The sequence below is a fragment of the Shigella sp. FC1544 genome (genome assembly GCF_001722145.1).
Lineage (GTDB): Bacteria > Pseudomonadota > Gammaproteobacteria > Enterobacterales > Enterobacteriaceae > Escherichia > Escherichia coli.
Genome location: NZ_MECT01000466.1, coordinates 1 through 24,327 on the forward strand (window position 1 = coordinate 1; position 24,327 = coordinate 24,327).

Sequence of the window (24,327 nt, forward strand, 5' to 3'; positions counted from 1 at the left end):
TTTCTGGTGCGTACCGGGCTGAGAGGCGGTGTAAGTGAACTGTAGTTGCCATGTTTTACGGCAATGAGAGCAGAGATAGCGCTGATGTCCGGCAGTGCTTTTGCCGTTACGCACCACGCCTTCAGTAGCGGAGCAGGAAGGACATCTGATGGAAATGGAAGCCACGCAAGCACCTTAAAATCACCATCATACACTAAATCAGTAAGTTGGCAGCATTACCGCTTAAGTGCTGGGGAAAAAAAATTAAATAACATGAGCTGCATAGTAGGGCAATTGTTCTTCCCAGAAACATTTAAAAAATTTAAGTTTTTGCTCTGTTTTATTATGGGGAATAAAGTTCCAATATCGGATGTATTATTAGTATTAATGTGGGTTATTTTATTATTGTCCAGTCTTAAACTTTTGATAGATGGAAGATAAGTCAGGAAATCAAGATTTATATATTTCAACTGGTTGTTAGCAGCGTTTAATGTCTGAACATTGCAGAAGTTGCTATAGAATATTTTAATTTCAGAAAGCAAATTGTTGTTAATAAGTAACGTATTCAAGTTGGGAAATAAGTCATTGTGTAAACTTGTTAGTTTATTATGGGATAGATCCAGCAGTAAGAGTTCATTTTTATTACCTGCAACAATATCAGTTAATTGATTATGGCTGAGATTCAGGTATTGCAGCCATTCGCAAGATTCTAATTGCACAAACTCTAGTTGATTATGTGCCGCACTAAAATAAGTAACTGATGAAAGCCTATCTATATCAATATTTCTGAGAGCATTATTATTCATAGATATATGTGTAATACTTACATTTCTGCCTTGAGGAAAATTTATAGACTCAAGAGCATTACTATTCAGACTTAGCTTTACGAGTCTATCGTAGTTGGTTGCATCAAAATGTGTGAGTTGGTTATTATCAAGATTGATAGAGGTGAAGTTTTGCAGCCCTGGTGGTTGAGTGGTTAAATTAAGTCCTGATAAATCAATGGTCACTTCATTAGTGTCATCAATTATATTTCTTACTGCAGTCCAGTACTGCATTTGTGCAAGTGGATCATTGTTGATGCCGTTAACTAATACATGCCAAAGATGTTTTGATGATATTAGTTGATCAATGTCATTGGTTGGCAGTAAATTGTTATTGCTTAAGTTTAAATATTCCAGTTTTGTAGTGTTTTTGGCGTTTAAATGTGCAATATGGTTGTCGTTTAAAGTGATTGTTTTCATCCTGGGATGATTGTGTAATATAAGGTCAGTGATCATATTGTGATGGGCACTTAACTCAATCAGAGATTCTTGCCGCGCGAGCCGTTGGCTTCATCGTTATAGCCTTTAAAATCATATTCCCAGTGACCAAAACCAATCATTTGATCATTGATTTGCGTTTCTCCTTTAAAGCCGAGACGGGCATAAGTTTTATCACCATCGTCACGCTTATCATCAGTAAAATAACGTAGAGCGGTAACCTTGCCATAAAGGTCGAGTTTATTACCATCCTTGTTATAGACTTCGGCAGCGTGTGCTACGTTCGCAGCTAACAAACCAGTTACAACCACCGCAACTATTTTTAATTTCATTTAACAGAATCCTTTTAATTATCGTTAAACGTATTTTCTAAACGAATTTTAAACGGCGTCATTTATAAATGACATACTGTTTTTAAAATAGAATGGTGATTAAAAACAATGAGAAAAATAGATGAAATAATATTATTTATCGATATGTGATCGAAGTCGAAATGAGATATAAGGTGAATTACTGGTATTTGAAATTTATTTTTTAATATTGTCGGAATTTATCTGATTAACTGCCGGGCCGTAGACCCGGCGATTATTTTAACCACGACGTGTCGCCAGCCAGCAGAGCAGGGAACCGCCGCAGACCATTAGCGCGCCTTGCCAGAATGAGAACGACAGCGGGGCGCTGAGCAGCACGGCTGCAAGCGCTGAGGAAAGTACGGGCGTAAAATACGAGCCTACCGCCATTATGGTGACATTGCCATGCAATATACCGACATTCCATGCAGCATAAGCAAATCCTAAGGTAAATGCCGCAGAGATGAGTTTAATCATGACGGGCGTGCTAAATACCATTTCTGGTTGTTGCGTAAGAAAATAGTAAACCCACAGACTTGCTCCCGTTAGTAGGACAAAAACGGTAATTCCGTTAAATCCGCGTGCGTATTTATTCGTTACTGTGCAATAGGCTGCCCAGATAAACGCACCAATAAACGCCAGGAAATAACTCAATGGGCTGGTGGTGATATTATTGATGATTTCATCATAATGTAACCCATTCTCACCGCCTAACACCCAGCAGACGCCGACCAGGGCTAATAATAATCCTGGTACAATCAGCCAGTTGGTTTTCTGACCATTAAACAGAATGGCAAAGAGAATTGTCAGGCTGGGCCACAGATAGTTCACCATACCCACTTCAATCGCCTGATGACGGGTCGCCGCATACCCTAAGGAAAGCGCCAGACAGATTTCATAGCTGACGAATAACAGACTCCCGGCGAGTAAATAGCCTTTCGGAATCTGCCGAATACGCGGAAATCCAACCGTGAAGATTAACAGCAGCCCGCTTAATGAATAGATAGCAGCTGCGCCGCCGACCGGGCCGAGCCCCTCGCTGACACCGCGAATCAATCCTACCATCGTGCTCCACAGGACGATCGCTATTAGCCCTATGAGCGTTGCTTTTTGTCGTGTCATGCTCGCTGTTTTGTCTCTCTTGCCGTTAAAAATTAAGCTGAATTTTATAGCATTTTTTTAACTGGCCTGTCAGGCAGTGGTGCGTTTTTCTACCGCTATTGAGGCAGGTCAATTTGCGCAGGCGGATTATTTTGTGGCAAACACGTGTTCTTTTTGATTTCGCGCAAAAAGATTCAGAATTTTACTGTTAGTTTCCTCGCGCAGTAATACCCCTGAAAAAAGAGGAAAGCAATGGACGTCAGTCGCAGACAATTTTTTAAAATCTGCGCGGGCGGTATGGCTGGAACAACGGTAGCGGCATTGGGCTTTGTCCCTAAGCAAGCACTGGCTCAGGCGCGAAACTACAAATTATTACGCGCTAAAGAGATCCGTAACACCTGCACATACTGTTCCGTAGGTTGCGGGCTATTGATGTATAGCCTGGGTGATGGCGCGAAAAACGCCAGAGAAGCGATTTATCACATTGAAGGTGACCCGGATCATCCGGTAAGCCGTGGTGCGCTGTGCCCAAAAGGGGCCGGTTTGCTGGATTACGTCAACAGCGAAAACCGTCTGCGCTACCCGGAATATCGTGCGCCAGGTTCTGACAAATGGCAGCGCATTAGCTGGGAAGAAGCATTCTCCCGTATTGCAAAGCTGATGAAAGCTGACCGTGACGCTAACTTTATTGAAAAGAACGAGCAGGGCGTAACGGTAAACCGTTGGCTTTCTACCGGTATGCTGTGTGCCTCCGGTGCCAGCAACGAAACCGGGATGCTGACACAGAAATTTGCCCGCTCCCTCGGGATGCTGGCGGTAGACAACCAGGCGCGCGTCTGACACGGACCAACGGTAGCAAGTCTTGCTCCAACATTTGGTCGCGGTGCGATGACCAACCACTGGGTGGATATCAAAAACGCTAACGTCGTAATGGTAATGGGCGGTAACGCTGCTGAAGCGCATCCCGTCGGTTTCCGCTGGGCGATGGAAGCGAAAAACAACAACGATGCAACCTTGATCGCTGTCGATCCTCGTTTTACGCGTACCGCTTCTGTGGCGGATATTTACGCACCTATTCGTTCCGGTACGGACATTACGTTCCTGTCTGGCGTTTTGCGCTACCTGATCGAAAACAACAAAATCAACGCCGAATACGTTAAACATTACACCAACGCCAGCCTGCTGGTGCGTGATGATTTTGCTTTCGAAGACGGCCTGTTCAGCGGCTACGACGCTGAAAAACGCCAGTATGATAAGTCGTCCTGGAACTATCAGTTCGATGAAAACGGCTATGCAAAACGCGATGAAACACTGACTCATCCGCGCTGTGTGTGGAACCTGCTGAAAGCGCACGTTTCCCGCTACACGCCGGACGTCGTTGAAAACATCTGCGGTACGCCAAAAGCCGACTTCCTGAAAGTGTGTGAAGTGCTGGCCTCCACCAGCGCACCGGATCGCACAACCACCTTCCTGTACGCGCTGGGCTGGACGCAGCACACCGTGGGTGCGCAGAACATCCGTACTATGGCGATGATCCAGTTGCTGCTCGGTAACATGGGTATGGCCGGTGGCGGCGTGAACGCATTGCGTGGTCACTCCAACATTCAGGGGCTGACTGACTTAGGTCTGCTCTCTACCAGCCTGCCAGGTTATCTGACGCTTCCGTCAGAAAAACAGGTTGATTTGCAGTCGTATCTGGAAGCGAACACGCCGAAAGCGACGCTGGCTGGTCAGGTGAACTACTGGAGCAACTATCCGAAGTTCTTCGTTAGCCTGATGAAATCTTTCTATGGCGATGCCGCGCAGAAAGAGAACAACTGGGGCTATGACTGGCTGCCGAAGTGGGACCAGACCTACGACGTCATCAAGTATTTCAACATGATGGACGAAGGCAAAGTCACCGGTTATTTCTGCCAGGGCTTTAACCCGGTTGCGTCCTTCCCGGACAAAAACAAAGTGGTGAGCTGCCTGAGCAAGCTGAAGTACATGGTGGTTATCGATCCGCTGGTGACTGAAACCTCTACCTTCTGGCAGAACCACGGCGAGTCGAACGATGTCGATCCGGCGTCTATTCAGACTGAAGTATTCCGTCTGCCTTCGACCTGCTTTGCCGAAGAAGATGGTTCTATCGCTAACTCCGGTCGCTGGTTGCAGTGGCACTGGAAAGGTCAGGACGCGCCGGGCGAAGCGCGTAACGACGGCGAAATTCTGGCGGGTATCTACCATCATCTGCGCGAGCTGTACCAGGCCGAAGGTGGTAAAGGCGTAGAACCGCTGATGAAGATGAGCTGGAACTACAAGCAGCCGCACGAACCGCAATCTGACGAAGTGGCTAAAGAGAACAACGGCTACGCGCTGGAAGATCTCTATGACGCTAATGGCGTGCTTATTGCGAAGAAAGGTCAGTTGCTGAGTAGCTTTGCGCATCTGCGTGATGACGGTACAACCGCATCTTCTTGCTGGATCTACACCGGTAGCTGGACAGAGCAGGGCAACCAGATGGCTAACCGCGATAACTCCGACCCGTCCGGTCTGGGGAATACGCTGGGATGGGCCTGGGCGTGGCCGCTCAACCGTCGCGTGCTGTACAACCGTGCTTCGGCGGATATCAACGGTAAACCGTGGGATCCGAAACGGATGCTGATCCAGTGGAACGGCAGCAAGTGGACGGGTAACGATATTCCTGACTTCGGCAATGCCGCACCGGGTACGCCAACCGGGCCGTTTATCATGCAGCCGGAAGGGATGGGACGCCTGTTTGCCATCAACAAAATGGCGGAAGGTCCGTTCCCGGAACACTACGAGCCGATTGAAACGCCGCTGGGCACTAACCCGCTGCATCCGAACGTGGTGTCTAACCCGGTTGTTCGTCTGTATGAACAAGACGCGCTGCGGATGGGTAAAAAAGAGCAGTTCCCGTATGTGGGTACGACCTATCGTCTGACCGAGCACTTCCACACCTGGACCAAGCACGCATTGCTCAACGCAATTGCTCAGCCGGAACAGTTTGTGGAAATCAGCGAAACGCTGGCGGCGGCGAAAGGCATTAATAATGGCGATCGTGTCACTGTCTCCAGCAAGCGTGGCTTTATCCGCGCGGTGGCTGTGGTAACGCGTCGTCTGAAACCGCTGAATGTAAATGGTCAGCAGGTTGAAACGGTGGGTATTCCAATCCACTGGGGCTTTGAGGGTGTCGCGCGTAAAGGTTATATCGCTAACACTCTGACGCCGAATGTCGGTGATGCAAACTCGCAAACGCCGGAATATAAAGCGTTCTTAGTCAACATCGAGAAGGCGTAAGGGGGCGAACAGATGGCTATGGAAACGCAGGACATTATCAAAAGGTCCGCAACTAACTCCATCACGCCGCCTTCTCAGGTGCGTGATTACAAAGCAGAAGTCGCAAAACTTATCGACGTTTCCACCTGTATCGGCTGTAAAGCCTGTCAGGTGGCGTGTTCGGAGTGGAACGACATCCGTGATGAAGTGGGGCACTGCGTCGGGGTTTACGATAACCCCGCCGATCTGAGCGCCAAGTCCTGGACGGTGATGCGCTTTAGCGAAACCGAACAGAACGGCAAGCTGGAGTGGCTGATCCGTAAAGACGGCTGTATGCACTGTGAAGATCCTGGCTGCCTGAAGGCGTGCCCGTCTGCTGGTGCAATCATTCAGTACGCTAACGGGATTGTCGATTTCCAGTCGGAAAACTGCATCGGCTGTGGTTACTGCATTGCCGGGTGTCCGTTTAATATTCCGCGCCTCAACAAAGAGGATAACCGGGTATATAAATGCACGCTCTGCGTCGATCGCGTCAGCGTCGGCCAGGAACCGGCTTGTGTGAAAACCTGTCCGACCGGGGCTATCCACTTCGGCACCAAGAAGGAGATGCTGGAGCTGGCGGAACAGCGCGTGGCGAAACTGAAAGCGCGTGGTTACGAACATGCTGGCGTCTACAACCCGGAAGGGGTCGGTGGTACGCACGTTATGTACGTGCTGCATCACGCCGATCAGCCGGAGCTGTATCACGGTCTGCCGAAAGATCCGAAGATCGACACCTCGGTAAGCCTGTGGAAAGGCGCGTTGAAACCGCTGGCAGCGGCTGGCTTTATTGCCACTTTTGCCGGGTTGATTTTCCACTACATCGGTATTGGCCCGAATAAGGAAGTGGACGATGACGAGGAGGATCATCATGAGTAAGTCGAAAATGATTGTGCGCACCAAATTTATTGATCGCGCCTGTCACTGGACCGTGGTGATTTGCTTCTTCCTGGTGGCGCTGTCCGGGATTTCGTTCTTCTTCCCGACGCTGCAATGGCTGACGCAAACCTTCGGTACGCCGCAGATGGGACGCATTTTGCACCCGTTCTTCGGCATTGCGATTTTCGTCGCGCTGATGTTTATGTTTGTGCGTTTTGTGCATCACAACATCCCGGATAAGAAAGATATTCCGTGGCTATTGAACATTGTCGAAGTATTAAAAGGCAATGAGCACAAAGTGGCGGATGTTGGTAAGTACAACGCCGGGCAAAAGATGATGTTCTGGTCGATCATGAGCATGATTTTCGTGCTGTTGGTGACCGGGGTTATTATCTGGCGTCCGTACTTTGCGCAGTACTTCCCGATGCAGGTTGTTCGCTACAGCCTGCTGATCCACGCGGCTGCCGGTATCATCCTGATCCACGCCATCCTGATCCATATGTATATGGCATTCTGGGTGAAAGGATCGATTAAAGGGATGATCGAAGGGAAGGTAAGCCGTCGCTGGGCGAAGAAACACCATCCGCGCTGGTATCGTGAAATCGAGAAGGCAGAAGCGAAAAAAGAGAGTGAAGAAGGGATATAATCTCTTTTGAACTTTAAGCTGAAAATGGCGCTTTAAGAAGCGCCATTTTTTTATTGCGTAACCAGACGGCGCAGTCGCGACACATCCACCGTTTTTTCAGCCTCTGCCAGACTCCAGGCGTTTTGCAGATTCAGCCACATTTGCGGCGAACTGCCGATCACCACGGAAAGTTTAATTGCCATTTCTGGCGTCAAAGCTGCTTTTCCGGTCAGCAATCGGCTTGCCGTTGAGGGCGCAATTTCCATTGCTCTGGCAAACTCGCGCAGGCTGACATTAAGTTCGTCCAGTGATTCCTGAATAATGTCCCCCGGGCGGGGATGATTGGCCATTTTCATTAGTGTCTTTACTCTCAGTAGCGTTCCTTCTCTGGGAACACTATCATTATTGTTCCTTCCTACGCAACAATAATCCATTTAGCCATTTCATGTTGGAGAGTGTGCGATGCTGCGACCCGAACATGGGAGTCGCAGCAAAGACCTCTTAGTGACGGAAATCAATCACCATACGGCCACGGATTTTGCCTTCTTCCATCTCGGTAAAGATGGTGTTGATGTCCGCTAACGGACGCAGGGCGACTTTCGGCACCACTTTGCCTTCGGCGGCAAACTGGAAGGCTTCGGTTAGATCCTGGCGCGTGCCGACCAGCGAACCGACCACTTCAATGCCATCCAGCACAAGACGTGGGATATCCAGGCTCATAGACTCCGGCGGCAGACCGACAGCCACAACACGACCGCCTGCACGGACAGCATCAACTGCCGAGTTAAACGCAGCTTTAGCTACTGCTGTTACCACCGCAGCGTGAGCGCCACCGGTTTTCTCCTGCACAATTTAGGCGGCGTCTTCGGTGCGTGAGTTAATCGCTAAATCTGCACCCATTTCGGTTGCCAGTTTTAACTGCTCATCATTGACATCAATGGCGATCACTTTGGCGTTAAAGACATTCTTCGCGTATTGCAGGGCGAGGTTACCCAGACCGCCAAGACCGTAGATAGCAATCCACTGACCGGGACGAATTTTTGACAGTTTAACGGCTTTGTAGGTGGTGACCCCCGCACAGGTAATGCTGCTGGCCGCCGCCGAGTCCAGACCATCTGGCACTTTTACCGCGTAATCGGCGACCACGATGCACTCTTCCGCCATCCCGCCATCAACGCTGTATCCGGCATTTTTAACTGAACGGCAGAGCGTTTCGTTACCACTGTTACAGTATTCGCAATGACCGCATCCTTCGTAAAACCACGCCACGCTGGCACGATCGCCTGGTTTTAATGAGGTGACACCTGGGCCAACTTCTGCCACCACACCGATGCCTTCATGGCCCAGAATTACCCCAGTTTTGTCACCAAAATCGCCATTCTTAACATGAAGATCGGTATGACATACACCACAACACTCCATTTTCAGCAGGGCTTCGCCATGTTTCAGTGAGCGCAGTGTTTTATCCGTAACGTCAACATGATGATCCTTCGTAACAACTGCAGCCTTCATAGTTCCTCCTTTTCGAATGATGTTCTGCATAGCAGGTGAGGCAAATGAGATTTATTCGCCACTACCCAGTATGGATGAGATCTGAAAAAGGGAGAGGGAAATAGCCCGGTAGCCTTCACTACCGGGCGCAGGCTTAGATGGAGGTACGGCGGTAGTCGCGGTATTCGGCTTGCCAGAAATTATCGTCAATGGCTTGTTGCAAAGCTTCAGCAGACGTTTTCACCGCCACGCCTTGCTGCTGCGCCATTTTGCCAACCGCAAACGCAATTGCGCGGGAGACTTTCTGAATATCTTTCAGTTCCGGTAGTACCAGACCTTCGTCGTTCAGCACCAGCGGCGAATACTGAGCAAGCGTTTCACTTGCTGACATCAGCATCTCATCGGTGATACGTGACGCGCCGGAAGCAATAACACCCAGCCCGATGCCAGGGAAAATAAAGGCGTTGTTACACTGGGCGATAGGGTAGATTTTATCTTTCCATACCACTGGATTAAACGGGCTGCCAGTGGCGACCAGCGCGTTACCTTCGGTCCAGGCGATAATGTCCTGCGGTGTGGCTTCCACGCGTGACGTCGGGTTAGACAGCGGCATCACGATCGGACGCGGACAGTGTTTATGCATCTCACGGATGATCTCTTCCGTAAACAGCCCGGTCTGTCCTGAGACGCCAATCAGAATATCTGGTTTTACATTGCGCACCACATCCAGCAGTGACAGCACATCGCTGTCGGTATCCCAGTCACTGAGGTTTTCGCGTTTCTGCACCAGTTTGGTCTGGAAAGGCAGCAGGTTCGGCATCTTGTCCGTCAGCAGGCCAAAGCGATCGACCATAAAGACTTTCTGCCGCGCCGCTTCCTCGCTTAATCCTTCGCGCTGGGTCTGGGCGATGATCATTTCGGCAATGCCGCATCCCGCTGAACCTGCACCAAGGAAGACGATTTTTTTCTCGCTTAACTGACCACCTGCCGCTCGGCTTGCTGCGATCAGTGTGCCGACTGTTACCGCCGCAGTGCCCTGAATGTCATCGTTAAAAGAACAAATTTCATTGCGATAGCGGTTAAGTAACGGCATCGCATTTTTTTGAGCAAAGTCTTCAAACTGCAACAGCACGTCTGGCCAGCGTTGTTTCACAGCCTGGATAAATTCATCAACGAATTCATAGTATTCGTCGTCAATGATACGCGGATTACGCCAGCCCATATACAGCGGATCGTTAAGCAGCTGTTGGTTGTTCGTTCCGACATCCAGCACCACCGGAAGGGTATACGCCGGGCTGATGCCGCCACAGGCGGTATAGAGCGACAGTTTACCGATCGGAATGCCCATCCCGCCGATGCCCTGGTCACCAAGCCCCAGAATACGTTCACCGTCAGTCACCACAATCACTTTGATATTATGGTTCGGTACGTTTTGCAGAATATCGTCCATATTGTGGCGGTTCTGGTAAGAGATAAACACGCCGCGTGAACGGCGGTAGATCTCAGAAAAACGCTCACAGGCTGCGCCGACGGTTGGGGTATAAATAACAGGCATCATCTCATCAAGATGATTGTTTACCAGACGGTAGAAGAGGGTTTCGTTGGTGTCCTGGATGTTACGCAGGTAGATGTGTTTGTCGATTTCGGTTTTGAATCCCTGATACTGGATCCATGCTCGTTCCGCTTGTTCTTCGATGGTTTCGACCACTTCCGGCAGTAACCCCAGCAGGTTGAAGTTACGGCGTTCTTCCATGCTGAAGGCACTGCCTTTATTCAACAACGGAAATTCCAGCAGTACAGGGCCAGCGTAAGGGATATAAAGCGAACGCTGTTTTTTTGTTTTTGGTTCCATGTCACTCACTCTTTTTTGAATATCCATCCCTGGCACGCTTTTATCGTCTTTGCTTTACCGCCAGGGCGTCGGCCCCAAGTATAAAGCAGATAAAAACAAAAACACCATTGCGCAGGCAATGGTGTTTAATCGTCATTGAGGACTGATGGTTATGAATTACTTTTCAGCGGGGCGTTTTCTGCCGGTTGGGTTATTTACCACGCTGGATTTGTCACCTTCGGTAACTATTTTGCGCTGGTTAGAAATTTTATGGTCCAGTCCAAGAATATGACGTGCCTGACGGTTCGATTTCATTTTAACTCCTCAATCCTGTTGCTAGTTTTAAGGACAACATCGCCGTAGCGAAGAAACACGTGCTAAACCCCTAAATTAGGTTGCCGATCAAGCATAGCACCTTAAAGCGTAGGGTGCTGGCCACTGACCACATAATTGATCGTTTGCTGGTAGATATCACTGAGGATGTCGTTATCAGAAGCTTCCACCCATTTGGTCAGCTCCATGAGAATGTCATCTTCAGTGACAACACCGTGCTCTGCCCGAAGGCCTTGCTCAATGGCATTAACCAGAGCGGGTTCTGCTGTTGAATTTTCTGCCTGATAATAAGTAAACATAGTGATTCTCCGTGTCTGTGTATTTATGGTGTCTGCTACGGATCGCAGATTTATAAAGCACATTCAGCATGGCAAATATTTGCCGCTTCGTTGTTAAGATTAGTCCTAGTTGATGATTTTTATATTTTAACCTCATGATATTGATAGGTATTATTATTGTGGTGAGTTGATTAATATTAATGCAATATCTCTTGGGTTATATATTCCCGGTTATCTATTGTGGAAATTTAATTTAAGTGCAGAAGTAATATTTCTGCCGGATTTTTATTCGGAATATCCTGCTTATCCTCGTGCTGTTTCTCACGTAGTCTATAATTTCCTTTTTAAGCCCACATGAGAGCAACAATGACAATCCATAAGAAAGGTCAGGCACACTGGGAAGGCGATATCAAACGCGGGAAGGGAACAGTATCCACCGAGAGTGGCGTGCTGAACCAACAGCCGTATGGATTTAACACGCGTTTTGAAGGCGAAAAAGGAACTAACCCTGAAGAACTGATTGGCGCAGCGCATGCCGCATGTTTCTCAATGGCGCTTTCATTCATGCTGGGGGAAGCGGGATTTACGCCAACATCGATTGATACCATCGCCGATGTGTCGCTGGATAAAGTGGATGCCGGTTTTGCGATTACGAAAATCGCACTGAAGAGTGAAGTTGCGGTGCCGGGTATTGATGCCTCTACCTTTGACGGCATCATCCAGAAAGCAAAAGCAGGATGCCCGGTCTCTCAGGTACTGAAAGCGGAAATTACGCTGGATTACCAGTTGAAATCGTAAAGCATTGCCGGATGACGTGTCAGGCGCGTGAATGCCTGATGCGTTGTTAGCATCTCTACAGCGCCCGCCAGCACCGGAGCTCACGTCCGTCCTCCCTTATTGCTAATGATTGCCGGACTTCACATCCGCTGGTTGCAAGGGGGCAACGTTCGTAGAAAAAACAGCCTTGCGGCAACGTGCGGTTTCCCGGCAGATCCGTTTTACGTAATGCCCATTCTTCCTCCAGCGGTTTATCAATGGCGGGGAGGGAATCCAGCAATAATCGGGTGTATGGATGTGCCGGAGCCGTTAGCACCTGTTGCGCGTCGCCCAGTTCTACAATCTGCCCGAGATACATCACCGCCACCCGATCGCTCATATGACGTATCACCGAGACATTGTGTGAAATCAGCACATAGGTCAGCCCGTGATTTTCCTGTAGCGTTACCAGTAAATTGAGGATCTGCGCCTGCACGGAGATATCCAGCGCAGAGGTTGGCTCATCAAGCACAATCACGTCAGGCTGCGAAGAGAGTGCTCTGGCAATGGCGATACGTTGCCGCTGCCCGCCGGAGAACGCATGAGGCAGGCGGTCGAGATACTCCGGACGAATACCCATCTGCACAGCCAGCTCCTCTGCCAACGCTCGCATTACCCGCTGGCGCATACCACCTGAAAGCTCAAACGGATAGCGCGACATAACTTCCACGGCATCCGGGATTTGCATCTCTTCCAGCAGGACAATCGCTTTAGCTCTGGCTTCCCGACGACTTATTGGTTGATGATGGCGGATCACGTCCATCATCTGAAGACCTATTCGACGTGTCGGATTGAGGGCGGTCATCGGTTCCTGAAAGATCATCGCCACTCGTGCGCCGCGCCACTGACGAAGCTGTTTTTCCCGAGCGTTAAGAACATCGTCTCCCAGCAGTGAAATCTGCCCCCGATGTACGCAATAACTGCCCGTCGGTAGCAGACGCATAATCAGCATTGCGGTGACTGATTTACCTGAGCCGGATTCTCCCACCAGACCGACAATTTCACCGCGGTTAATCTGCAAGGACACATTGTTGAGCGCGTGAACATCACCGTTAAAACCGGGGAAACTCAAATGCAGCTGTTGAATGTCCAGAACGGGCTGGTCATGACTGCTTTCCTCCTGCTTTCGGGTCAAGCAGATCGCGAATACCATCACCAAAGAGATTAAACCCAACGGCGGTAAGCAAAATAGCTGCCCCCGGAAATGCGCAATACCACCACTGATCGAGTACATAGTTGCGACCATTCGCTACCATCGCGCCCCATTCAGCACTCGGTTGTTGAGCACCCAGGCCAATAAATCCCAACGTGGCGGCCATTAAAATCGCGCTACCGATATCCAGCGATGCCTGCACGATCAGCGGCGGCAGGGAGTTACGTAAAATATGCCAGCTGATCAGATGCCAACGCGACGCACCAAAGGTTTTCGCCGCCTGAACATAGGTATACTGGCGTACAACTAATGCTTGCCCCCGCGCCAGGCGCACATAAAAGGGAATTCGCACAATAGCAATCGCCAGCATGGCGTTAAATAAACTCGGCCCGAGAGCGGCAGCCAGTGCCATTGTCAGTACCAACGAAGGAATCGACAGCATAATGTCCATGATGCGCATGATGATGGCGTCTGCGCGTCCGCCAAGCACACCGGATAGACATCCGAGTAGCGAACCAATCATACCCGCAATGGCAACCACGACTAATCCGGCGAGAATTGATTGCTGACTGCCGACCAGTACGCGGCTGAACAGATCGCGTCCCACTTCATCGGTGCCAAACCAGTGCACCGCAGAAGGCGGCAAAAGGCGGGCGGTTAAATCAATGGCGTTGGGATCATGCGTCGCAAGCCACGGTGAAAAAAACATCATCAATAGCATTAATGCAATGATGACTGCGCCGGTCACGGTGAGCGGACTGCCTTTCAGCATCCATACCAGTTTTGCACCGTTAAATCGCGTTTGTTTTTGTGGGCGTACGGCGGACGTTTCCTCGCTTAGCATCATTCACCACCTCCACGTCCGATACGCGGATCAATCCACAAATAGAGCAAATCCACCACCAGGTTGACCAGCACATAAGCAAATGAAACCACGACGGCAAAGCCCATCACTGCCGGGAAGTCGAGCGCCTGTATTGATGTTACTACCCATGCACCCATTCCGGGCCAGGCAAAAACGGTTTCGGTGAGCACTGCGCCATACAACAAATCGCCCAGCGCCAGACCCGATAGCATCGCTGGCGCGGTCACCCGCCAGTAACCGCGCCGGATCGCCAGGGATCAGATGCGAGATAATAAACGTAATCACGCAGACGCCCGCCACCACGAGCACCAGCCCCCAGCAGCGTTGGCGTAAAATACTCCAGAAGGTCACGTTATTTACTCATGGTATTGATATTGAAGACCTGTTCCAGCATGGGATTGAACACAAAGCCTTTCACCTCTTTGTTCATCGCCAGTTGGTAGTTTTTCTGGAACAGGTACACATAAGCAGCGTCATCAATGACGATTTTCTGTGCCTGCTGGTAGTCCCGGGTACGCTGCGTCTGGTCGGTGGTCGCAAGCGCATTGCGCAGTAACTTATCGACCTCACTGTTTTCATAGAACGAGCGGTTACCCGGCAGACCTTTTTTGTCTGACTCAAACCAGTAATTCATAAACATATACGGGTCGGCAAAATCCGGACTCCAGTTGCCAATCGCAATGTCGTAATCACCTTTACCCACTCTGTCGCGCATGGTAGCGTTCGCCAGCTTTTCCAGCTTCACATTGATGCCCAGCTTGTTGAGACTGGATTGTGTCGCCAGAGCAATAGGCTCCCAGTTCGGATCCTTATCGGAGTAGAGAAACGTCAGGCTGGTGGGTTTGCTCGTCACTTTATCCCATTCGGCTTTGGCTTTCGTTTCGTCATGGTTGTATTGCATTGCCGTCGCATCGTAGCCCCACATGCCTTCCGGAATCGGGCCGCGCATCTGTTTTCCGTTACCACTCAGAATGCCGTTAACCATGCCCTGATAATCGGTAGACCAGGAAATGGCCCGACGCAGATCCGCCTGATTAAGAGGCGCTTTGCTGTTATTCAGATACAGGTAGGTGACGCGCAGTGACGGATACTCTGCCACATTGACTTTGTTTTCCTGCTTCAGGGCGTTGAGTTGATCCACCGGCAGCGCATCGGCAATGTCAATATCACCACGGGAGAGCTGCAGGCGACGGGAGGCACTTTCACCAATAATTTTTACCGATACTCGCTTAAAGTTCGGTTTATTGCCAGGGTAATGCGGATTTGGCACCAGAACTAATTGCTGACCTTTTTGCCAGCTTTTCAGCATAAATGGTCCGGAACCGGCGGTATTTTGCGCGAGGAAGCCGCGGGCATCATCCGCTGCATGTTCCTTTAACACCGCCGGATTGATAATGTATGCACCGTCATTCGCCAGCGTGTAGAGGAACGGTGCGAATGGCTGGCTAAGGGTAAACTTCACCGTATGTTCGTCGGGAGCATCAATCTTTAAATCTTTGGGAAATGCTTCTGCTGGCCCCTGGCCGATTTTTAGTATCCGCTCAAAAGAGAGTTTTACTGCTTCGGCAGTGACCGGTGTGCCATCGGCAAATTTAGCATTGTCCTTCAGGGTGAACGACCACTCTTTTTGATCGTCAGACGCTTTCCAGCTACTTGCCAGATCGCCTTCAACGTCGGTTGAGCCTTTATCACCGTCCGTTTTGTACTGAACCAGCCGCTGATAAGACGGGTAGGTCACCGTCCAGTCGTTATTATCTATTGTTACCGCCGGGGCGAGGGTTTGTGGATCGGCGGCCTTACCAATCACCAGCATATCTTTCGGTACGGCGGCGTGCGCAACCGAGAAAGTTGTGGCAAGGACGAGCGCGAGCAATGTAGGACGAAACGGTATCGATCTCTTCATGACAGTTTCCTGATTAACTGACGTGCTGTGTGCCAGGGGATATAAAACAGGTGAATTGATCAGCGAGCAGTGGGTAACTCGCTGCCTAGGGTAATTCGAAGTGCCACCATTCGCTGGAGATACCGACAAAACCGCCACCAGTCATAATCGCATTCAGCAACAGCCGATTGCGCTGAGCGGCGGGCGGGACGGAAGGGTGATAGGCATGGGAGCGCTCGTGCATTTCATCGAACCCTGCGCCCATATCGAGGATGTTCCCGTGCTTATCACGAAGCGTCAGGTCGATCGCCGTGCCACGGCTGTGATTAGAACCGACCGTCACATCAACAACATATTGCGGGTCTGGGCAGGCTTGCCACAACATCGCCTGTGCTTGTTGTGGGCGATACGCATCGTAAACCACCAGTTGTAAGCCTGACAGCTGGGCGATACTGATACTTTTCGCCAGCGCGGTAATCGCATCCTTGTGTAGCAGACAACGCGCTTGCTGATAAATAGCTTTACCTGTGATGTTATCAGCGCAGGCGTATTTCAATTCGATCTCCAGATCAGGGAAGATTACGGCTAAATCAACCAGTTCGGTGGTATCCGACATAAACGGTTCCTGTATAAGACAAAAATTGCTGCGCTTTCCGCTTATGCAGATCTCATGCCATGCCGGGATAAGCGCCAGAATGCTGGCTTAAAGTTATATTTTTTAACTTTTGATCAACATTTGTGCAGCGTAGTGCAGTTTTGGTGCAAGAGGGGAAGTTAAGGAAGGAATCTCCCGGAATCGTAGCTGAAATCACAGTATTTAAGTGACGGTGTCACGTTAAATGAAAACCCGCGAGTGCGGGCGAGAGGAATTTGTCAGATTTTCAGCGGTAACACGCTGCTCATCCAGCCTGGAATTTCTTCGGCGGGTAGGGGGCGGGAAAAGAAATGATAAGCCCACGCCCATATCACGCAGGATCTGAATGCGCTTAAAGATTTCGGTATCGTGTTCCATCATCATGCTTTCCGTGATTTCTACCGTCAGCTGGTGGCCGTCAATACCCCAGGCGTGCATTGCATCAGACACCTGATTAGGCAGTTGATTACTGCGAAAGTGCAGTGCCGACAAGTTAACGGAAAGCGCCGGGATATGAATATTCTGGCTACGCCATTCTGCTAACTGACGGCAAGCTTCCGCGATGACCCAGCGCCCAATATTTTCGATTTCACCAATCTCTTCTGCGAGAGGAATAAACCGTGAAGGGGGCACATGACCATGCTGGGGATCGTGCCAGCGCGCAAGGGCTTCGATGCCGTACAGTTCACCCGTTTCTGCGAAGATTTGCGGCTGGTAAACAAGTTTCAGTTGGTTATTGCTAATCGCTTCTTTCAGCGCTGCGCCTAAAACCAAACGCTCTTTTACCATTTCGTTCATCGCCGGGCTGAAGAACTGCCAGCCGTTACCGCCATTCTTGCGAATATAATCTATTGCATTGTGAGCAGTGGAGAGTAGGTAATCGCGGTTTTTACCCACGTCGTAGCTGATGCCAATACTCAAGGTAAGCGGGAATGGTTTATCGTCAATCATTATCGGCTTGCTGACCACATTCCGTAGCTCATCGGCGATCTGGGTAATGTTACTGACGTCGTTTTCCAGGCTCACGAGGACAAACTGCGTACCTTCGATACGACAGAGATACTGATCCGGTTTGAGTTTTCCACGAAAGCGATTGACCACTTCCAGCAATGCCTGATCGGCCCACGCATAGCCAAGGCTATCAATCACATCCTGAATATGGTCAACACCGATGAGATACACCACCGGAGAGACGGCTTTGTCGACCAGGTCATCGAGGTAATTGTGCAGGTTATTGCGATTTGGCAGACCGGTCATCGGATCAAATTGGATGAGTTGTTCAATATGCTGGCGGCTTTTTTCCTGTTCCAGCGCCAGCGCGGCCATATGCTGACTGATATCTGCCACGCGTTCGATAAAGGCGCTGGTTTCTGCTCCTGACGAGGTTTTAATTTGCAGGATCCCCGCAGGCGCGCCATCACGCTGACGAATGGTCGCTGACCAGCTTTGCGCATTTTGAACTTCTGCACCGTGCGAAGATGACGCCCAGTGTATCGGCATCCCGTTGCGCAGTGCGAACAGCGAAACATGCGATTCGTTGAGAACAGATTCGATGTTACGACAAATGATTTCCCCCATTTCATGAAATGGCGGGCTGCTGCACATGGCGGCGAGAATATTGCCTTCAAGCTGGCGGATTTGCCGTTCTTCGGTGATATCCGAGAAAGTCATTACCAGGTTCTGCAGATGCGCGAGCACGTCATAAACCGGGCTGATAGAGGCTTTAATCCAGATTTTTTCACCGGTGCGCGTCAACAGCAGAAATTCGTCCTGATCGCGGGCGGTTTTCCATAGCAACTGTTGTAAACGAATGCGGTTATCGGCAGGGAATTCAGGAATGTTCAGGAGTGTATCGGGCTGCATACCGCTGGCTTCGCTAATGCAGTAACCAAACATGCAGTAACCAAACATTTCGGTAAATGCGCGATTGCACTGCACAATATGGCGTTCCGGATCGAGGACAATCACCGGTCGGTCGAGATGGTCAACGGCAATAATCAATTGTCGGGTCTGTTCTTTTTGCGCCATTTCTACGCTGGCATCCCGTACCAGCGCCAGGTAATAAACTTTCCCCTCGGCGCTCACTTTCGATAGCGCAAAACGGGTCCAGATTTTACTGCCGTCTTTTTTCTCCAGCTGCAGCTCCCGACTCATCCCCTCGACGCGCGCTTTACCACCTTCACGGTTATGACGAATGTATTCAGGATGCGCAGGACGCAAATCCCGCGGAATCAGCATATCAATGTTATTGCCAATGACTTCTTCACGTTTGTACCCCCAGAGCTTCTCTGCGGCGGGGTTGAAAAACATCACTTCATCATTTTCGTTAATTAACACCGCGCCCATCATATTTTGTTCAAGGGCGGGGAAAAAAATGCCATCGGCGGCATTTTCCGCATCGGTTAGCTTCATGATTACCTCTGCATCCTGGCGCATCTAAAGACTGGCTTTCCAGAGTTCAACACGGTTTCTACCTCGTCTTTTGGCGATATACAGAGCTTCATCGGCTATTTGAATGAGGCGCTCATAGTCAGGATGACCATTAAACATGGCGGCACCGATGGAAAGTGAGAGGGCAATATCCTCGCCGTTTGCGGCTTTCAGTTTGGTTTTCTCCACCCGACTGCGAATACGTTCTGCGGTACGTAACGTTTCGTTTTCAGAAGCTTCAGTCAAAACAATGATAAATTCATCGCCCCCGTAGCGAAAAACATAATCACTACTGCGGACGTTGTCATAAAAGGCCTGAGAGGCTTTACGCAGAATTTCATCGCCAGTGTTATGGCCCCACGTATCGTTGATCTCTTTGAATTTATCAACGTCAATAATCAGCACTGACAGCGGTGTACCGGTCCGGTTGGCATGGGCAATTTCGCGTTTGAAGATAGTCGGCAGGAAGCGGCGGTTAAGTAATTTCGTCAGTACATCCATACCGACTTCGTGGCGCGATACTTCTTCAAACAATTCACGCAGCAAGGTAATAATTTGCGATACAGTATTTCTTATCTGTAATAAAAATTTCACCCGCAGACTTCTGTTATTCAAATTCCTGGTGTTACGCATGGTTTGATTGAATATACCGTCGAAATCCTGAATCAGACGGGAGATATGCCTACTTCGGCAATGCCACTAAAATAATGTCGACCTTTATGGTTAAACCACAGGCCAAAATCAGCCTGGCTTAAAGGCAAACTACTGCCTAAATCAGAATCCAGCAGGATTTTATAGATAATATCTATTTCCCATGAAAGTATTGAGGCTATTTGCCGTTCTTTTTCTTCTTCGGCGTTTTCTAGTAACGAGAAGATACGATAGTTTTCATCTTCCTTTGAGGCACTACTGTCACTAAAGGTAAACGCGCGGGTCATCACTTCCATAGCGATATCAATACTGTTAATCGAGAAATGGTAGACCTGAAGTTTTTCTGCGGCAGAATAATCCGAAGAGAAGATTACCGGATAGAGGATTTTTTTCAGCACCCGAAACCCCATCTCGACAATTTCTACCGGAATTCCTATGCGGGCATGCACTTCCGCGACGGTATGCTGGATTTGTATTAGCCTTTCGACATCGTCAACTTGGGCAGAAAGCACGTTAATAATCCAGCGTTCCATCGTACTTTTCAACTGCCGCTCAACTTGTTCATTACTCAAGAATTCTTCGGCATGCGGGTCGATGCGGACAATTCGATAAAACTCGATACTCAGATAATGAGCATGCGCAACGGCAATTTCCGCGGCTTTAGCACGAATGAGTGGATCTGCCTGTTCGACAAGTCCGGTCCACTCATCTTTCATTCTTTTAAAATACATCTCCATAATTCACACCCTTATAAGGCTGGGAAATCAGACGGAATCAAAACGCAACGTGCGAGATCGACTAACTGCACCATATTCTCCTGAAATATGAAGATATACTGAAAAGAAATAAGCGACTTAGGACAGTTTCAATCTACGCTACTGTTCTTCAGAAGAGTATAGCCCATCGTAATTATTTTTCGGTGACAGCGAATATCGTATGGTTTTTCATATTCATACATTTTTATTAGGGATTTATAGCTGTTTAACTAAGTGTGGTTAATTGCGTGGTTAATTTGACTTATGTAAGCATGATTACTAGTGGGATATTTCACAAGGTGTAACAAGCCGGTGGGTAAAGCACCGGCTTGTTACAAAGTAAGCATGGGAGTTTAACTGCCCCAACGACTTTGCAGATAGCTGACCGCTTGTTGAGTCTGCGGTTTATTCAGATAGTCCTCACGGAACAAGATGGTGCCGCTAATTTCTGGTACCGCATCGTTAAGATCGAGCTGCTTTTTCAGTTCCGGTACGCCGCCGTTAATCATCCAGTCTGGCTCTATCTTTGAAGGTTCACCCACTTTATAGAAGGCGATACCGATATACAGGCGGGTCCTGGTCGGTTTAACGACATCCGCCCACCATTTTGCCAACACGTCATAACGCGCGGCACTCCGTGAGAACGGCCAGTAAATTTGGGGAGCAATGTAATCCAGCAATCCTTGTTCCACCCATCGACGGGTGTCAGCGTAGGATTCGTCATAGGCTGCCGCGCCTCGGGTATCGGAACCGAGCGGATCGTGTGATCGGTTACGCCACACGCCTGCCGGGCTAACGCCAAATTCGACTCCCGGCTTAATGCTTTTAATGGTGTGCGATACTTTTGTAATTAACTGCTGAGTATTGTTGCGCCGCCAGTCTGCTTTTGACGCAAATGCGCCTCCGTATTTACGGTACGTTTCGTTATCATTTAGCCGTGAACCCGGTGACTCCGTATAGAAATAGTCGTCAAACTGCACGCCATCTACCGGATAGCGGGAAACCACTTCGGCGACTATTGATGTGATCCAGTCCTGAACCTCAGGGATGCCCGGGTCGAGGACAAAGCGATCGCCAGACGTTCTGATCCAGTCACGGTGTTGCACATAGACGCTCGCCGGTTGTTGAGACAGAGTGCTATTCAGTTCCCTGATAGTACCGGGCTTCGTATTAACCGATACGCGATAGGGGTTAAACCAGGCGTGTACTTTCATCCCACGCTTGTGGGCTTCGTCGAGCATAAATTGCAGCGGATCGTAACCCGGATTTTCACCAATCTTACCGGTCATAAGATCGGACCACGGCAAAATTTTCGATGGCCACAGGGCGGTTCCGTCCGGCTTGACTTGGAAAAAGACCGTGTTTATACCGAGACGTTGCAGATGATCCAGTTTGTCGATCATCGCCTGTTGTTGTACACGGGCCCGGCTGGTGGGGTTACTAATGTTAACCGAGGAAACCGGTGGCCAGTCGAGGCGAGACACCGTGGCCAGCCAGATGCCACGCATCGGTTGTGACGATTGTTGCGTCGTGGCTGGTGGCTTTGAACCTGCTGGTGGTGTCACCATGGACTCTGGAGGCGTGCTTTTACAACTACACAGTAAAAGTGCCAGTGCAACCAGTATCGCTGGTCTTCTAATCGTTAATTTCTTGTTTCGGGAGCAGATATCCATATGTGCTGGTTTCCGGTAAACAGATGTGCGCTCATTCTCGTACTTATCCCGGTTAAGTCAATACGACAGCAAGCACGAAAAAGGGAGCGATGAATTATCGCTCCCTTGTCTTATAACCATTCAGACATGGTTAGTGTTTCTTGTCATTCATCACAATATAGTGTGGTGAACGTGCACGCGGGTGCAGGAAGAAGTGACCTTTTGGTGCGTTCTGACTGTTGATTGGCTCCAGAGTGACGCCGGTATTCGCTTTGCCTTTACGATCATGAACAGCATAGAGAATAAAGGGCAGGGCAAGTACCACCAGGAAACTAACGACCAGTAATTCAACATACATATCGGTAGAGTCACCCTGGATGTTATCCGGCGGCAGGAAGGAAACAATAAACGCCATAATTGAAGTCAGCAGACCGACAATTGCCACGACCAGTTTCACCCCTTTACCACCAGGGATATTAAATGTGCGTTTTAAGTCAGGATGTTTAAGAACCAACACAATGTAGCCAATAAACAGCATGAAATAAGCACACAGATAAATCACCACCGTCAGCGCCAGTGCGATCAGGAAGGACATGTTGTTACCGCCACCGGTATTGGTGAGGATGATCAACGCGATAGAAGTAATCACCAGCTGCGAAATGACCAGCGTTACCGGTACGCCATTTTTGTTCATTTTAGCGAATGCCGCTGGCAGCAGGTTTTTCTGCGCTGTGACATACATCCCGCGAGAAGGACCAACAATCCAGGAGGCGATTTCCGCCAGAACACCCAGCAACAGCAGTGCGGAGATCACGCGAACCGTCCACTCAATTTCCGGTGCCACATGGGACATCAGAACGGTAAAGGTTTGCATTACCCCTGCGGAGAGGTTGATTTCATTACCCGGAATGACCATCGCAATAGATAAACCGCCAACAGAGCTTAAGCAGATTGCCGCCACCATCAGCAGTAACATAGCCAGTGGATAGTCGCGCCCAGGGTTGCTCATTTCATTGACGTGAGTTGCGGAAGCTTCTACGCCCATATAACTCAAAATGAAGGCAACAAATACAACCAGTGTGCCCACTTTAGAGAAGTCAGGGAAGAAGGTCTTCGAATCCATTTCGATAGCAACGGGGGCACCGGAGTGCAGATAAATAGCCGCTAATGCGATCAAAATAAATGCAGGTAACAGGATACCGGCGAAGAAGCCAACTTTAGCAATTCGCGCCGTGTATTTCGTGCCACCAAACTGCGTTAATGCCAGCGCCCAAAGAATGATGAGTGCTGCAATAGTTTTGGTAATGGGGTCTTCATTCAGCGCTGGCCATTTCAGGATGTAGGAGAGTGCCCCTAACACGAAATAGAGCATCGGAATAAAACCAATGGCGATTTGCAGATAGCCAAATGAGATCGCTGCAAATCCCCATCTCGGCCCCAGAGTATTTGATACCCAGGCGAAGACACCACCTTCTTCCCAGCCGTCGACGGTGGCCATTTCCGCAGCACAAAGTCCCACGGGAATAAACCATAAAATCCCGCCTAATAGCAGGAAGAAGACTAATGAAAAGCCCGATGTTGCGAAGGTAGGGTATTCATAAACAGCCATTACCATCGATGCCGTTATGGCAAAGAATCCGAGTAATGTGAGCTGCTTAGCTCTACCTGTCTGTACTGATGTAGCCATATTATCCCCCTAAAACGGTATTCCTGTCGGAACCGCACCTGTTTTGTTCTGAAGCGTATTCAGAACAATATTTTCCGTTGCTAATGCCAGTGAACAGACTTTGGAAATTGTCCCGAAACGGGTTCGTTTCGGGACACCGTTACCGTTAAACGTTATCAGGTATGTTTAAAGCTGTTCTGCTGGGCAATACCCTGCAGTTTCGGGTGATCGCTGAGATATTTCAGGGAGGCTTTGTAGTCTTCCAGCAACAGTTCAACAAAGTCCATTTCGAAGCCGCGACGACACATAATGCGCATCACCACGATGTCGGTGGCTTCACCGCCGAGAGTGAAGGCCGGAACCTGCCAGCCGCGCA

Annotated in this window: 15 protein-coding genes and 8 pseudogenes; 4 read left to right on the plus strand and 19 right to left on the minus strand. The window is 49.4% G+C overall.

Features of this window, described 5'->3' with window-relative positions; translation table 11 throughout:
* The 4 genes and pseudogenes from BGK49_RS28055 to yddG form a co-directional block, all read right to left on the minus strand.
* The coding region (locus BGK49_RS28055; protein ID WP_047664789.1) for an IS1 family transposase at positions 1-165 on the minus strand (165 nt) is incomplete at its 3' end.
* Positions 166-308: 143 nt separating this feature from the next.
* A pseudogene (locus BGK49_RS18415) lies at positions 309-1,259 on the minus strand (leucine-rich repeat domain-containing protein); the annotation flags it as partial.
* A 38-nt stretch (positions 1,260-1,297) separates the two neighbouring features.
* Positions 1,298-1,573: pseudogene (locus BGK49_RS18420) on the minus strand (porin); the annotation flags it as partial.
* Positions 1,574-1,831: 258 nt separating this feature from the next.
* On the minus strand, positions 1,832-2,713 hold the full coding sequence (yddG, locus tag BGK49_RS18425) for an aromatic amino acid efflux DMT transporter YddG (protein WP_000198222.1): 882 nt from the start codon (positions 2,711-2,713) through the stop codon (positions 1,832-1,834).
* A gap of 231 nt (positions 2,714-2,944) precedes the next feature.
* On the opposite strand from yddG, the gene fdnG reads away from it, so the two are divergent.
* The 3 genes from fdnG to fdnI are packed head-to-tail and all read left to right on the plus strand — an operon-like array spanning position 2,945 to position 7,535.
* Positions 2,945-5,992, plus strand: coding sequence for a formate dehydrogenase-N subunit alpha (gene fdnG, locus BGK49_RS18435; protein ID WP_077897531.1), 3,048 nt, complete (start codon positions 2,945-2,947; stop codon positions 5,990-5,992).
* Positions 5,993-6,004: 12 nt separating this feature from the next.
* Positions 6,005-6,889 (plus strand): formate dehydrogenase N subunit beta, encoded by an 885-nt coding sequence (fdnH, locus tag BGK49_RS18440; RefSeq protein WP_001240582.1) that lies wholly within the window; start codon positions 6,005-6,007, stop codon positions 6,887-6,889.
* Positions 6,882-7,535, plus strand: a complete 654-nt coding sequence (gene fdnI, locus BGK49_RS18445) for a formate dehydrogenase-N subunit gamma (protein WP_000045648.1) — start codon at positions 6,882-6,884, stop codon at positions 7,533-7,535. Before fdnH ends, fdnI begins: the two co-directional genes overlap by 8 nt.
* Before the next feature lie 50 nt (positions 7,536-7,585).
* Here the strand turns inward: fdnI and BGK49_RS18450 are convergent, their stop codons facing one another.
* The 5 genes and pseudogenes from BGK49_RS18450 to bdm all read right to left on the minus strand — a co-directional run bounded on the left by BGK49_RS18450 (position 7,586) and on the right by bdm (position 11,468).
* Entirely contained in the window at positions 7,586-7,870 is a 285-nt protein-coding gene (locus BGK49_RS18450; protein WP_000781370.1) for a HigA family addiction module antitoxin, read from the minus strand.
* Between the two features lie 145 nt (positions 7,871-8,015).
* Positions 8,016-9,026: pseudogene (gene adhP / locus BGK49_RS18455) on the minus strand (alcohol dehydrogenase AdhP).
* Between the two features lie 133 nt (positions 9,027-9,159).
* Entirely contained in the window at positions 9,160-10,857 is a 1,698-nt protein-coding gene (gene maeA, locus BGK49_RS18460) for a malate dehydrogenase (protein WP_000433445.1), read from the minus strand.
* Between the two features lie 156 nt (positions 10,858-11,013).
* On the minus strand, positions 11,014-11,151 hold the full coding sequence (sra, locus tag BGK49_RS18465; RefSeq protein WP_000841554.1) for a stationary-phase-induced ribosome-associated protein: 138 nt from the start codon (positions 11,149-11,151) through the stop codon (positions 11,014-11,016).
* 101 nt (positions 11,152-11,252) lie between these two features.
* Complete coding sequence (bdm, locus tag BGK49_RS18470; RefSeq protein ID WP_000495766.1) at positions 11,253-11,468, minus strand: biofilm-dependent modulation protein; 216 nt, start codon at positions 11,466-11,468, stop codon at positions 11,253-11,255.
* A 345-nt stretch (positions 11,469-11,813) separates the two neighbouring features.
* Here bdm and osmC point away from each other — a divergent pair, with 345 nt between their 5' ends.
* Positions 11,814-12,245, plus strand: coding sequence for a peroxiredoxin OsmC (gene osmC / locus BGK49_RS18475; protein ID WP_000152298.1), 432 nt, complete (start codon positions 11,814-11,816; stop codon positions 12,243-12,245).
* Positions 12,246-12,300: 55 nt separating this feature from the next.
* Here osmC and BGK49_RS18480 read toward each other — a convergent pair whose 3' ends face one another.
* From BGK49_RS18480 to BGK49_RS18530, 10 genes and pseudogenes are all read right to left on the minus strand, one after another.
* The gene (locus BGK49_RS18480) at positions 12,301-13,398 is read right to left on the minus strand and encodes an ABC transporter ATP-binding protein (RefSeq protein WP_371514427.1); all 1,098 of its coding nucleotides are present in this window, start codon (positions 13,396-13,398) and stop codon (positions 12,301-12,303) included.
* A complete protein-coding gene (gene ddpC, locus BGK49_RS18485) occupies positions 13,367-14,263 on the minus strand; it encodes a D,D-dipeptide ABC transporter permease (protein WP_000979597.1) in 897 nt (298 codons plus the stop codon). The genes BGK49_RS18480 and ddpC overlap by 32 nt, the downstream gene beginning before the upstream one ends.
* Positions 14,260-14,632 (minus strand): annotated as a pseudogene (locus tag BGK49_RS18490) (ABC transporter permease subunit). Before BGK49_RS18490 ends, ddpC begins: the two are co-directional and overlap by 4 nt.
* A 1-nt stretch (position 14,633) precedes the next feature.
* Positions 14,634-16,184 (minus strand): ABC transporter substrate-binding protein, encoded by a 1,551-nt coding sequence (locus tag BGK49_RS18495; RefSeq protein WP_000830525.1) that lies wholly within the window; start codon positions 16,182-16,184, stop codon positions 14,634-14,636.
* Positions 16,185-16,197: 13 nt separating this feature from the next.
* Positions 16,198-16,779 (minus strand): annotated as a pseudogene (ddpX, locus tag BGK49_RS18500) (D-alanyl-D-alanine dipeptidase).
* A 257-nt stretch (positions 16,780-17,036) separates the two neighbouring features.
* Positions 17,037-19,209 (minus strand): annotated as a pseudogene (gene dosP, locus BGK49_RS18505) (oxygen-sensing cyclic-di-GMP phosphodiesterase DosP).
* Between the two features lie 24 nt (positions 19,210-19,233).
* A pseudogene (gene dosC / locus BGK49_RS18515) lies at positions 19,234-20,615 on the minus strand (diguanylate cyclase DosC).
* 371 nt (positions 20,616-20,986) lie between these two features.
* Positions 20,987-22,306, minus strand: coding sequence for a family 10 glycosylhydrolase (locus tag BGK49_RS18520; RefSeq protein WP_000350400.1), 1,320 nt, complete (start codon positions 22,304-22,306; stop codon positions 20,987-20,989).
* A 130-nt stretch (positions 22,307-22,436) separates the two neighbouring features.
* Entirely contained in the window at positions 22,437-23,972 is a 1,536-nt protein-coding gene (gadC, locus tag BGK49_RS18525; RefSeq protein ID WP_000246034.1) for an acid resistance gamma-aminobutyrate antiporter GadC, read from the minus strand.
* A 155-nt stretch (positions 23,973-24,127) separates the two neighbouring features.
* Positions 24,128-24,327: pseudogene (locus BGK49_RS18530) on the minus strand (glutamate decarboxylase); the annotation flags it as partial.